Genomic DNA, 12109 nt, shown 5'->3' with positions numbered 1-12109 from the left:
CAGAGTGTCTATTATAATTTTGCGACAAAATAATTTTAGATGTCGCTCCGCCCCCCTGATATCATTGATAATAAATTTTGATGCGTCAGCGCTGAGCCCGGCATCAACATCTTGAAAAAAACTATCCCAATATGGTAATCTAATTGGTTATAAAAATATGCTTGCATCCCAAATTTACGGTGCAGGCATTTGCTTTTTAAAATAAGGATTTAATTATGCCGCTGCTCAAAGAACGCCGGAAAACCCGGCAGATAAAGGTGGGGTCACAGCCTGTGGGGTTTGATGCACAGGTTTCGGTTCAGTCCATGACCAACACCCAGACCCAGGATGTGCAAGCCACTGTAAATCAGATATTGTCCCTGGAAAAGGCCGGGTGCGACATTGTCCGGGCAGCCGTGCCGGATATGGATGCGGCCAAGGCGTTAAAAAAAATCAAAGAGAAGATTCATATTCCTTTGATTGCCGACATCCACTTTGATTGGCGCCTGGCCATTGCTTCGGCTGAATCCGGCGTGGATGGACTGCGGATCAATCCGGGTAACATCGGCACGGCCGATAAAATAAAAGCTGTGGTGGATTGTGCCAAGGCCCACAAGCTTCCCATCCGCATCGGGGTAAACGGCGGTTCTTTGGAAAAAGAGATTGAAAAGCAATACGGTGTGACCGCTCGGGGTATGGTGGAAAGTGCCCTTGCCAATATCCGGATTTTAGAAGATCTGGGGTTTTATGATATTAAGGTCTCCTTGAAGGCGTCGGATGTGGAGCGTACCGTGGATGCCTACCGGCAGCTTGCGCCATTGACTGACGTGCCCTTTCATGTGGGGGTTACCGAGGCGGGTGGCCTTTATGCCGGCATCACCAAATCCGCCATCGGCATCGGCATGCTGCTGTCCGAAGGCATCGGGGACACCATACGGGTTTCCCTGACCCGGGACCCGGTGGAAGAAATTCGCACCGGATTTGAAATTTTACGGGCATTGGGCCTGCGCCAACGGGGTCCGGAGCTGATTTCCTGTCCCACCTGCGGGCGGTGTAAAATAAATTTGTTTAAAATTGCCGAACAGGTAGAAAAAGCTTTACTTGAGCGCTCAGCACGGATTAAAGTCGCTATTATGGGATGCGTAGTTAATGGGCCCGGAGAAGCCAAAGAAGCGGACATCGGCATTGCCGGCGGTGACGGCAAGGGAATTTTGTTTAAAAAGGGAAAGGTCATCCGAAAAATTGACCAAGCGTGTCTTGTGGATGAGCTGATAAAAGAAATTGACGCAATGACCTTAAATGCGGAGGAAATAAATGGGAAAGAAAGTTAAGACTGCCATCACCCCCACAAGGGAAGAAGATTATCCCCAGTGGTATCAGGAGGTGGTAAAAGCCTCGGACATGTCGGAAAATTCGCCGGTCCGCGGATGCATGGTGATCAAACCCTGGGGATTTGCCATCTGGGAGAATATCCAACGCCAGATGGATGCCCTGTTCAAGGAGACCGGGGTAAAAAACGCCTATTTCCCATTATTTATTCCCCTAAGCTACCTTGAAAAAGAGGCCGAGCATGTTGAAGGCTTTGCCAAGGAGTGTGCCGTTGTCACCCATCATAAGCTGGAAAAGGGCGAAAACGGTGGGCTTGTGCCGGCCGGGGAACTGGCCGAGCCGCTGATTGTCCGGCCTACATCCGAAACCATTATCGGTGAATCCATGTCCAAATGGACCTCATCCTACCGGGATCTGCCCATTCTTTTAAATCAGTGGGCCAATGTGGTGCGCTGGGAAATGCGTACGCGCATGTTTTTGCGGACCAGTGAATTTTTATGGCAGGAAGGGCATACAGCCCATGCCACAAAAGAAGAGGCCATGGAACGTACCCTTCAGATGCTGGAGCTTTACGCCAAATTTGTTGAAGAGCGGCTGGCCATGCCGGTTATCAAAGGCAGTAAGAGTGAGTCCGAACGGTTCCCCGGGGCCGATGACACCACCTGTATTGAGGCCATGATGCAGGATAAAAGGGCGCTTCAGGCCGGCACCTCCCACTTTTTGGGCCAGAACTTTGCCAAAGGTTCCAACATTAGATTTCAGAGTGAATCGGGCCAGGAAGAATATGCCTGGACCACCTCCTGGGGAACATCTACCCGGATGATCGGCGGCATGATCATGGTGCATTCCGATGATAACGGCCTTGTGCTTCCGCCCCGCATTGCCCCGGCCCATATAGTGGTCCTGCCCATTATCAAGAAAGGAGCTGACAATTCAGATGTTCTGGAAAGTGCTGAAGCGCTTAAAACAGCCCTGAGACAGCAGACCTTTCATGGCCTGCCCGTGGAAGTGGAAATCGACAGCCGGGACATCGGCGGCGCCAGGGGCTGGGACTGGGTTAAAAAAGGTATTCCGGTGCGCGTGGAGTTGGGTCCCAGGGACATTGAAAATAACAGCGTGTTCATGGCCCGCAGGGATACGGGTGAGAAAAAGGCAATTAATAGACAAGACTTTATAAATACCATTGCCGACATTCTGGATGACATCCAGAATACCCTGTTCCAGCGCGCCCAAGCCTTCCGGGAAGCCAACACCTTATTTATTGATGAAAAAGAACAATTTTACGATCTGTATAAAAAAGCAAAAGGGTATAACAACGGCGCGTTTGTCATGGCCCACTGGTGCGGATCAGGTCAGTGTGAAGAAAAAATAAAACAGGATTTGTCCGTAACCATCCGGTGCATTCCCTTTGACAGCCCTGACGAAAATGGATCCTGTATTTGCTGTGGCGCAAAAAGTGACCGACGGGTCCTGTTTGCCAAGGCCTACTAACAGCTATGGATTGACCTGGTCTATCAATGCCCAGGCTCAATCCACAATAATACATGATAATAATTCAATAGGTTATAAAGCTTAGGATAAAAGCAATAACAGATAGGATAAGATGATTCGAATCACCGACATATTGGACAAAATTTATGAATACAGTCCAGATGCGGATGTCTCGCTCATTGATCGGGCTTATATTTATTCAGCCCGGGTTCATGAAGGCCAGGTCCGGCTATCAGGAGAACCCTATCTGTCCCATCCTCTGGAGGTTGCTAATATTCTGGCCGGCATGAAGCTGGACATGGAGAGCATTGCTGCCGCCCTCCTCCATGACGTTATTGAGGATACCCCTGCCACCAAAGAAGATATTTCCGATATGTTCGGCCCCGGGGTAGCGCATATTGTGGAGGGCGTGACCAAGCTGTCCGCCCTGCATGCGACCACCAAGGTGGCCCAGCAGGCCGAATCCCTGCGTAAAATGATCCTGGCCATGGCAGATGATATCCGGGTAGTGCTCATCAAGTTGGCAGACCGTCTGCACAATATGCGGACCCTTAAATACCACAAAAAACCGGAAAAGCAGGCTGCCATCGCCCAGGAGACCCTGGATATCTATGCACCGATCGCCGCCCGTCTGGGCATCTTTTGGATTAAACATGAATTGGAAGAGATGGCCTTTTTTTACACCCTGCGTGAAGAACATGATCGTATTCTGGCCTTGGTCGATAAGGCCAAGGACGAGCAGGAAGCGTATATTAATGAGGTCTCAACCGCCCTGCATTATAAAATGGACGAGATGGAGTTGCCCTGTCAAATCAAGGGACGGTTTAAATCTTTTTATTCCATTTATCAGAAAATGTTGTCCCAGGGCCTTGAATTTGATGATGTGTACGACATCATTGCCTTTCGAATCATCCTGGACACCATTCCCCAGTGCTATGCGGCCATGGGGGCGGTTCACTCCATGTGGAAACCCATCTATTATAAAATAAAGGATTATATCGGCAATCCCAAGCCCAATATGTACCAGTCCATCCACACTACGGTCATCGGCCCCAAAGGAGAGCGGGTGGAAATCCAGATCAGGACCCATGAGATGGACCGGGTGGCGGAATCCGGTATTGCAGCACACTGGTCATATAAGGAAGGCACTAAGATTGATGAAAACACCGGCGAACTGTTTGCCTGGATCCGCAATCTTGTGGAGAACCAGGAAAATCTCAAAGACCCGGATGAATTCCTTGAAAATGTGCGCATAGACCTCTATCCCGGAGAAATTTATGTGTTCACCCCGGCAGGAGAGATCAAAACCCTTCCCAAAAAAGCCACACCCGTTGACTTTGCTTACCGGATTCACACGGAGGTTGGGGCCCAGTGTACAGGTGCCCGGGTCAACGGTAAGCTTGTGCCCCTGTCCCATGAACTGCGCACCGGCGATACCATCGAAATTATCACCACCAAAGGGCATAACCCCAGCCGGGACTGGCTTAATTTTGTTAAAACAGTCAAAGCAAAGACGAAAATCAGGGCCTATATCAATGCCAGGGAAAAGGAGCGAAGCTATTCCCTGGGACGGGAAATGTGTGAAAAAACATTCAGAAAGCGTAATCAAAATTTCAATGCCCTGATTAAATCAGGTGATATCGGCCGGGTGGCGGATTCATTGGGTTTCAAGACGGTTGACGACCTGATCGCCCATGTGGGATTCGGACAAATGACGGCACTTCAAGTGTTGAACCGGGCTGTGCCCGGGTTTGAAAAAGATTCAGAGGATACCGATGATGCCGTCATTGAAAAAGCAAGTTCCAAGCCTTCCGGCAAACCTACCACTGGGGTTATTGTAAAAGGACTCAATGATATTTTGGTCAAGTTCTCAAGATGCTGCAATCCCCTGCCCGGAGACCCCATAATCGGATATATCACCCAGGGGCAGGGCGTCGCCATCCACCGGAAGAACTGCCTTAATGTTTTAAAAATGAGCGGAGAAAGGATCATAGAAGTTGAATGGGCCAGTGGTATTAAAGAATCGTACCCCGCGTCCATCTGCATCAAAACGGACGATCGCCATGGCCTTCTGGCCGACATTGCTGCGGTCATTTCAAAGGCCGGCATCAATATTCTAAACGCCCACTCGGAAACATCGGACGAAGGGATCAGCGTTTTTTATTTCACCATCATGGTGGAAAGCTCCGGGCAGCTTAAAAAAGTCATGACGGAACTTCGCCGGGTGAAAACCGTTAACGATGTTAAACGAGTCGTCACCGGAGAGACTTAATTCGTTAATTAGGGATTCGGAAGAAATAACTTCTGCGGCTTTTTAATGTAAAGACGCTTTGGACACAGCGCTCAACATTGTAATATTGTTGCTTCTTCATCATTTCCTAACCAAAATTTTGAATAATTGAGTATACAACAAAGCTTTTTTTATTTATGCTCAAGATAGTCGGGCTTCATTTAATCGTATCGGAATTTTAAATTCCCTAACAGTCCGCCCGAAGAGCAATAATCTATTCGGTGCGGCCCGACATGAACATTAACCTTTAACCTGGAATATTATGGTAAACGTTTTCAATTTACCAGCCCTCGCCAGAAGACCGGAAAGGAAAGGTCCGGTACCCCACCTCCTTGCTCTCAATCAACACCTGAATCAGCCACACCCTGATTTAAGAATTTTTATTTTAATGCGGAGATTTGTATGAAAAAAATCTTTATCCTGGATACCAACGTCATCCTTCATGACAGCGGATGCATTCATCAATTCAAAGACAATGATATTTACATTCCCATTACGGTTATTGAGGAGCTGGATAAATTTAAAAAGGGGAATAATGTCATTAATTGCAATGCCCGGGACTTTTTAAGGACCCTGGATGCATTGTCCAGCGATACGATGCTCAACGGCGGGGTGCCCATTGATGACGGAAAGGGTAGTATTGCCATCCGGCTTGACACCGCCTTGGATCCCATAATCAAAAACAACTTTAATGAAATCACCCCGGATGTCAGAATCATAAACATTGCCTATACCATTGCCAAAGAAAACGATTTTAAGAATGTTATTTTTGTAACCAAGGACGTAAACTTGCGCCTGAAAGCCAGGTCCATCGGTTTAAAAACTGAAAATTACAACTCCCAGTATGTTGAAAATATCTCCGAGATGTACACCGGGATGAAGGTGGTAAATAACATTAGCTCCCAGGTCCTGGATAAACTGTACCAGAAGCCCTATGAAACCGACACCAATAGCCTGGGGGAAGATGTTGCCCTTTTTGCCAATGAAAACGTGATATTGAAAAATGGATCCAAATCCGCCCTGGCCTATTTTGACGGCGTTAGCCAGACTGTGAAACTGATCCAGCCCAGAATATGCTATGGCATCAAACCGCGGAATTCGGAGCAGACATTTGCCCTGAATGCCATGCTCAATCCGGATATCTCTCTTGTTACCATTTCCGGCAAGGCCGGTACCGGAAAAACCCTGCTGGCCCTTGCTGCTGCGCTGGCTAAAAAGCAGTTCTACCGCCAGATTTTCATCGCTCGGCCTGTGGTCCCGTTAAGCAACAAAGATTTAGGGTTTCTTCCCGGAGATGTGGCTTCCAAGCTGGACCCCTATATGCAACCTTTGTATGACAATCTCTCTGTTATACAGAATCATTTTAATGAAAATGGATCCAACGGGAAGAATATCAAGGAGTTGATAGAAGAGGAAAAGATCGTTATCACGCCGATTTCATACATAAGGGGCCGATCTATTGTACGGGTGTTTTTTATCGTGGATGAGGCCCAGAACCTGACACCCCATGAGGTAAAAACCATCATCACCCGGGCAGGCGAGGGCACAAAAATTATTTTTACAGGAGATATTTTCCAGATAGACCACCCCTACCTGGACACCCAGACCAATGGACTTGCGTATATTATAGAAAAGATGAAAGGCCAGAATATTTATGCGCACATCAATCTTGAGAAGGGTGAGCGTTCTGAACTGGCGGAATTGGCTTCCAAAATTCTGTAGGCAAGCGGGTTTTGTCTCTCCTGGGGCGTCGCAGTCCGGTCGCGGGTAGGGACACTACAGCCTCAGCTTCTTGAAACAACAAAATTCCGGCATGTTAGCACATGCCGGAATTTACTAATAATATCTTTAACCCGTAAAGAAAAAGGGGATTATATCTTCATCAATCCCAATGGCGAATCTTTACTTAGTGTCGAACGGAATCCATACTTGGACAAAAAGTTGCCCAGATGCAAGATCTTAGTATTTGGCAAATTTTATACAACGCCGCAGATGGATGACTTTTTGTTCTCACTCTAAGTTAAGAGGCTTTGGTGACTTTCCCCGCTTTGATGCAGGATGTGCATACATCAATTTTTCTGACGCAACCAGGCTTAATCACCGCACGAACTCTCTGGAGATTTGGATTGAAGCGCCTTTTATTGAGATTATGGGCATGGCTGACATTATTACCAACCATTGGTTTTTTTCCACAGATTGCACATTCTTTTGACATATTTATATACTCCTAATAAAATCGCTCTATCAAAATTAAAACCCGAAATAAATACAACAGATTAAAATAAAAGTAAAGGTTTTTTATTTCTCTTTGTTGTCGGATTCGATTGATTTAATTTGTTCAGATACCTCGGGAATCTTTTCAAGGGCGATCTGACTTTGATCGGTCCCGGCGTAGTTTTCCACAATATACTGGTAACGTTTCAGTGCTGCCTCGTATTTTTTGGTTTTATTATAGAAGTTGGCAACATACAGCTCATGGCTGGCCATATTGTCAATACACGCATCAATGTGCGCCAGCGCTTCCTGGCTGTATTCATCTTCCGGGAATAGCCGGATCAGCCTTTCGAACTCAGCCATGGCCTTTTTTGCAGGCGTTGCATCCCTGTCTATGGTGTCTATCTGATTAAACCAGCACATGGCGATCTGGTTGATGATATAGGGCACAGCCTCATTTTTAGGATGCATTTTCTCAAAATTTTCATAGGCCGCGATGGCCTCAGGATATTCTTCAAGATGAAAATGAGCATCGGCAATCTTCAATTCCGCCAGAATGGCATACTTACTGAACGGGTACCAGTCTTTCAGATCCGTATAGGCCTTGACCGCATCCTCGTAATCCTCATTCATAAATGAAGCAGCCCCTTCAGCTGCCAGCTGTTGGGCGTTTTTATTCATCTGATGGTCTTCTTCAAACAGGGAACACCCTGACAGCAAAAGAAAGACCATTCCTGCAATGAGAAATTTTTTCATTTTTATGAGTTCTCTACATAGTGCTCTGCGCTGACTGCGGCTATAGCACCGTCTCCCACAGCCGTTGCAATCTGGCGTAAAGGTGTATCTCTGACATCGCCGATGGCGAACACGCCGGGCACATTCGTCTGCATTTTGGTGTCCACTAAGATAAAACCGCTTTCATCAGTCTTCACATCGCCTTTTATGAATTCAGTATTGGGCAGAATACCGATCCAGATAAAGCAGCCGTTCGCCTCAATTTCAGTTTCATCGCCTGTTTTCAAATTTTTTACATTGACTTTTTCAACGCCGAAAAAACCATCCATTCCGGTTACTACACTATCCCAGAAAAACTCAATTTTGTCGTTTGCAAAAGCCCTTTCCTGAAGAATCTTTGTGGCCCGCAGTTCATCTCTTCGATGAACCACATATACTTTTTTAGCAAACTTGGTGAGAAAAATGGATTCCTGGACCGCAGTATCCCCGCCGCCCACTGCTACCACCACTTTGTCCCGGAAAAAAGGCCCGTCACAGGTGGCGCAAAAAGAGATTCCTTTGCCCATGAACTTGTCCTCGCCGACCCCTAATTTTTTGGGTGATGCGCCCGAGGCAATGATCAACGATTTGGTTTTAATGCGCTTTTCTTTGAGAATAACTTCCTTGATCGTTCCTGAAAGATCCAGCCCCTGAACCTCTGCAGTTTCAATTTCTAACCCCAGAGCCAAAGCCTGTTCTTTTATTTTTTCGGCCAGATCAAACCCGGAAATACCTTCGGGAAACCCGGGATAATTTTCAATCCAGTCCGTTACGAGAATTTGACCGCCGGGAACCGCTTTTTCAATCAGCAAAACATTCATCCGGGCCCGGGCTGCATACAGTCCCGCGGTCAGGCCGCCCGGCCCGGCACCGATGATCACCAGATCATATTCACTCATTGGAAATCTCCTTAAAGAACGCTCTTGATTGCCTCTTCAAGTTTTTCCTTTGCCACCATTCCGGTAATCTGATTGACAACCTCTCCACCCTTGAAAAAAATAAGGGTTGGAATGGCCTGTACATTGTGTTTGCTGGGGCTTATGGGATTATCGTCCACGTTGACTTTGGCAATGGTGATCTGATCTCCAAATTCGCCGGCCAATGCTTCAAGGGTAGGGCCAATGGCTTTGCAGGGACCGCACCAGGGGGCCCAGAAATCGACCATAATCGGCTTGTCAGAAGTCTTTAACAGTTCGTCGAAATCTTCATCATTGAGATGAATAATATTTTCTGCCATAGCTATTTCCTATCTTTAGGTTAAAATTATCGTAATAATAAGTTCATAATCGGATTTTGTCAATTTTGGACGCCAAAAATCAGCATTCCTGTTGAAAAAGGATACGCTTTGTTTTCTATGAAGAACAAAGCGTATCTTTGATTTAAAATTTTTGATTACCAGTTTTCACCAAGAACTTCAAAATGAGCCTGGGGATGGGCACAGGCAGGGCACATCTCAACCGCTTCGGTTCCTTCATGCAGATATCCGCAGTTCCGGCATCGCCAGGTCACCGGGGCATCTTTTTTGAAAACCGTTCCTGCCTCAATATTCGCCGCCAAGTCATTGTATCTTTTTTCATGCTGTTTTTCAGCAACAGACACCATGTCAAAAACCATGGCAATGGCATCAAATCCCTCTTCTCTGGCAATGGCGGCAAATTCCGGATACATATGGGACCACTCCTCATGTTCTCCGGCCGCAGCCGCTTTCAGGTTTTCCAGTGTGGTGCCGATGACACCGGCAGGAAAGGTGCCGGTAATTTCGACATCTCCACCTTCAAGAAATTTAAAAAAGCGTTTTGCGTGTTCTTTTTCCTGGTCGGCCGTTTCTGCAAAAATTGTAGAAATCTGGACATACCCGTCCTTTTTAGCCTGGCTGGCAAAATAAGTGTAGCGCATTCTTGCCTGGGATTCACCGGCAAAAGAGGTGAGCAGGTTCTTTTCTGTTCTGGTTCCTTTTAAACTTGCCATAATAAAACTCTCCTTAATTCCTTAAATTGATGCTTATATGCGTTTTTCTGCCACAACCAAAGTTACTCGTCTTTATCTGCCGTTTTGTTGCGACATTGTTCACAATAGCCTGTAAGACAGATTTTTTTTCCCGTGATTAAGAATTTTTTTTCTATTTCCGGGGGAAGGGTCAGGCTGTCCAATGGATCTGCCTGAAAATCAAAAATCTTATGGCATGATATGCAGTAAAAATGGTGGTGTATTTCCTGATTGGGATCAAATCGTCTGGGGTCTCCATGGCCTTCCACCACATCAACCATCTGGGCTCCGGCAAATGTAACAAGGGTCCGGTTCACCGTATCCAGACTAATATTGGGAAACTGTTTTTTTACCTCTTTGTGGATCTGTTCTGCGCAGGGATGGGAAACAGACGCTGTTAACACCTTGTAAATGGCTACGCGTTGGGGCGTAATTTTCAGCTTGTTTGCCTTGCATTTTTTGTAGAATAGATCCAATTAAGTATCCTTCTGGCTTTATCCTAAATAGGAATAAATCCTATTTAGGATAAATAGTCAATATTTTTTTGCCCTCATTAATAAATTATACAATTATATGCGGGTTTGATAGGTATTTGCAGTGTTCGCCACCATAATATTATATATTCGACCGGAGTTAAAACCATTTTAAAAAACAGCTTAAAGAGAAAAGAGCCTGAAAATAATTTTAATATCATAACGAATATCAGACAAAATAGCCACGGATAAAACCATTTAGCTCATCATAGCTGATGTTTTCCACCCAGGCCTGTCCGATCTGTTTAAGGAAAACAAAAAAGAGATTATTGCCTTGTTTTTTTTTGTCCCTGGATGCTGCTTCAATGATCTGTTCCGAGGGAAACTCAAAGGCAACAGGTAGCCTAAGTCCTAAAAGCAAATCCTTGATTCGGTCAACGTCTTCTTGATTAATGAACCCTTTTTGTTGGGAAAATTGTGCTGCCGCAACCATCCCGGCAGCGACCGCGCGGCCATGGCCGCAGGGGTTGAGCTTTTCAAACGCATGTCCGATGGTATGGCCGAAGTTAAGCTTGCGGCGTTCCCCGGCCTCCCGTTCATCTGCCTGGACCACACACGATTTTATGGCTACTGAATCGGCAACCATTCGAAAGACCGTTTCCCGGTCCAGGGACAAAGCTTTTTCCCGATTGCTTTCGACAAACTCCAGAAGCGGACGGTCGTTGATCAGTCCATGTTTGACAATCTCGGCCAGGCCGTTGGAGATTTCCCTGTCCGGCAGGGTGGACAGCATGTCGATGTCACATAGGACAAACTCTGGCTGGCAGAACACCCCGACCATATTTTTAAAGGCATCCAGATTGACGCCGTTTTTGCCTCCGACGCTGGCATCTACCTGGGAAAGAAGAGAGGTGGATACAAAGCCGAAACGGATACCCCTCAGGAAAACGGACGCAACAAATCCGGCAATGTCACAGACAATGCCACCGCCGATAGCCAGCAAAAAACTTGACCTGTCGCACCCGGCTTTTATCATTTCCCTCAGAATATATTCCACTGTAGCAAGGGTCTTAATTTTTTCCCCGGTGCCGATGGTGATCACATGACCGGCGGGGAATGATGCACCGTAATGCTTGAGGATATTTTCATCGGTGACAATAACCACAGACACCTGATGCGGCAGGTATTCTCCTACCCGGGACAGGGATTCTCCTACATGGATGGCAGAGGTTCCCTGCCGGCCTTCAACCGTAAACGTTTTAATCATATTCTTTGCCTTGGGAAATGGTATGGTTGACATTCATTTTTTTTAGTTACCATTCTGGTTACTTCCGCACTTTTTATCAATATTCGCCGGCTTGGGCAAACAAAAAAGGCTGCAGGCTTAACTGCAGCTTTTTTCTATAAGAAAATTTCCAGCAAACAACTGGATTCTTTCTATCTTTGTTGTGGGCCAAGGCCTGGGTGTAGATAGACCAAGGTCAGCCCATGGCTGTTTATAAGAAAGTCTGGGTAAGCGACACAGATCTTTCAACTTTCGTTGTGGGCTGAGTCTGGGTGCTAATAGACCATG

The 12109-nt window shown here is 46.5% G+C and carries 11 protein-coding genes; 4 read left to right on the top strand and 7 right to left on the bottom strand.

Annotated features, from left to right (window positions below; translation table 11 throughout):
• Positions 1-215 precede the first annotated feature (215 nt).
• From ispG to B147_RS0121845, 4 genes are all read left to right on the top strand, one after another.
• Positions 216-1310, top strand: a complete 1095-nt coding sequence (gene ispG, locus B147_RS0121860; RefSeq protein ID WP_020589343.1) for a flavodoxin-dependent (E)-4-hydroxy-3-methylbut-2-enyl-diphosphate synthase — start codon at positions 216-218, stop codon at positions 1308-1310.
• On the top strand, positions 1294-2799 hold the full coding sequence (proS, locus tag B147_RS0121855; protein WP_020589342.1) for a proline--tRNA ligase: 1506 nt from the start codon (positions 1294-1296) through the stop codon (positions 2797-2799). Before ispG ends, proS begins: the two co-directional genes overlap by 17 nt.
• A gap of 112 nt (positions 2800-2911) precedes the next feature.
• On the top strand, positions 2912-5071 hold the full coding sequence (locus B147_RS0121850) for a RelA/SpoT family protein (RefSeq protein WP_020589341.1): 2160 nt from the start codon (positions 2912-2914) through the stop codon (positions 5069-5071).
• A 420-nt stretch (positions 5072-5491) separates the two neighbouring features.
• Positions 5492-6811: a PhoH family protein gene (locus B147_RS0121845; RefSeq protein WP_020589340.1), complete on the top strand. Its 1320-nt coding sequence runs from the start codon at positions 5492-5494 to the stop codon at positions 6809-6811.
• Between the two features lie 298 nt (positions 6812-7109).
• Here B147_RS0121845 and rpmB read toward each other — a convergent pair whose 3' ends face one another.
• The 7 genes from rpmB to aroB form a co-directional block, all read right to left on the bottom strand.
• Complete coding sequence (rpmB, locus tag B147_RS0121840) at positions 7110-7304, bottom strand: 50S ribosomal protein L28 (protein ID WP_020589339.1); 195 nt, start codon at positions 7302-7304, stop codon at positions 7110-7112.
• 83 nt (positions 7305-7387) lie between these two features.
• Positions 7388-8059 carry an outer membrane protein assembly factor BamD gene (locus tag B147_RS0121835; RefSeq protein ID WP_020589338.1) on the bottom strand — a complete coding sequence of 224 codons (672 nt, stop codon included), beginning with the start codon at positions 8057-8059 and terminating at the stop codon, positions 7388-7390.
• A 2-nt stretch (positions 8060-8061) separates the two neighbouring features.
• The gene (gene trxB / locus B147_RS0121830) at positions 8062-8976 is read right to left on the bottom strand and encodes a thioredoxin-disulfide reductase (protein ID WP_020589337.1); all 915 of its coding nucleotides are present in this window, start codon (positions 8974-8976) and stop codon (positions 8062-8064) included.
• Positions 8977-8987: 11 nt separating this feature from the next.
• Positions 8988-9314 carry a thioredoxin gene (gene trxA, locus B147_RS0121825; RefSeq protein WP_020589336.1) on the bottom strand — a complete coding sequence of 109 codons (327 nt, stop codon included), beginning with the start codon at positions 9312-9314 and terminating at the stop codon, positions 8988-8990.
• 155 nt (positions 9315-9469) lie between these two features.
• On the bottom strand, positions 9470-10045 hold the full coding sequence (gene rbr / locus B147_RS0121820; protein WP_020589335.1) for a rubrerythrin: 576 nt from the start codon (positions 10043-10045) through the stop codon (positions 9470-9472).
• 62 nt (positions 10046-10107) lie between these two features.
• Positions 10108-10539: a Fur family transcriptional regulator gene (locus tag B147_RS0121815; RefSeq protein ID WP_020589334.1), complete on the bottom strand. Its 432-nt coding sequence runs from the start codon at positions 10537-10539 to the stop codon at positions 10108-10110.
• A 226-nt stretch (positions 10540-10765) separates the two neighbouring features.
• Positions 10766-11803: a 3-dehydroquinate synthase gene (gene aroB / locus B147_RS0121810; RefSeq protein ID WP_020589333.1), complete on the bottom strand. Its 1038-nt coding sequence runs from the start codon at positions 11801-11803 to the stop codon at positions 10766-10768.
• Between the last annotated feature and the right edge of the window lie 306 nt (positions 11804-12109).

The sequence above is a fragment of the Desulfobacter curvatus DSM 3379 genome (assembly GCF_000373985.1).
Classification (GTDB): domain Bacteria; phylum Desulfobacterota; class Desulfobacteria; order Desulfobacterales; family Desulfobacteraceae; genus Desulfobacter; species Desulfobacter curvatus.
Note: the sequence above shows the minus strand (reverse complement) of the source record. Positions and strands in the feature narration are given on the sequence as shown.

Coding starts and splice junctions, on each gene's coding strand:
- ispG (WP_020589343.1), top strand. CDS start 216: ATGCCGCTGCTCAAAGAACGCCGGAAAACCCGGCAGATAAAGGTGGGG.
- proS (WP_020589342.1), top strand. CDS start 1,294: ATGGGAAAGAAAGTTAAGACTGCCATCACCCCCACAAGGGAAGAAGAT.
- B147_RS0121850 (WP_020589341.1), top strand. CDS start 2,912: ATGATTCGAATCACCGACATATTGGACAAAATTTATGAATACAGTCCA.
- B147_RS0121845 (WP_020589340.1), top strand. CDS start 5,492: ATGAAAAAAATCTTTATCCTGGATACCAACGTCATCCTTCATGACAGC.
- rpmB (WP_020589339.1), bottom strand. CDS start 7,304: ATGTCAAAAGAATGTGCAATCTGTGGAAAAAAACCAATGGTTGGTAAT.
- B147_RS0121835 (WP_020589338.1), bottom strand. CDS start 8,059: ATGAAAAAATTTCTCATTGCAGGAATGGTCTTTCTTTTGCTGTCAGGG.
- trxB (WP_020589337.1), bottom strand. CDS start 8,976: ATGAGTGAATATGATCTGGTGATCATCGGTGCCGGGCCGGGCGGCCTG.
- trxA (WP_020589336.1), bottom strand. CDS start 9,314: ATGGCAGAAAATATTATTCATCTCAATGATGAAGATTTCGACGAACTG.
- rbr (WP_020589335.1), bottom strand. CDS start 10,045: ATGGCAAGTTTAAAAGGAACCAGAACAGAAAAGAACCTGCTCACCTCT.
- aroB (WP_020589333.1), bottom strand. CDS start 11,803: ATGATTAAAACGTTTACGGTTGAAGGCCGGCAGGGAACCTCTGCCATC.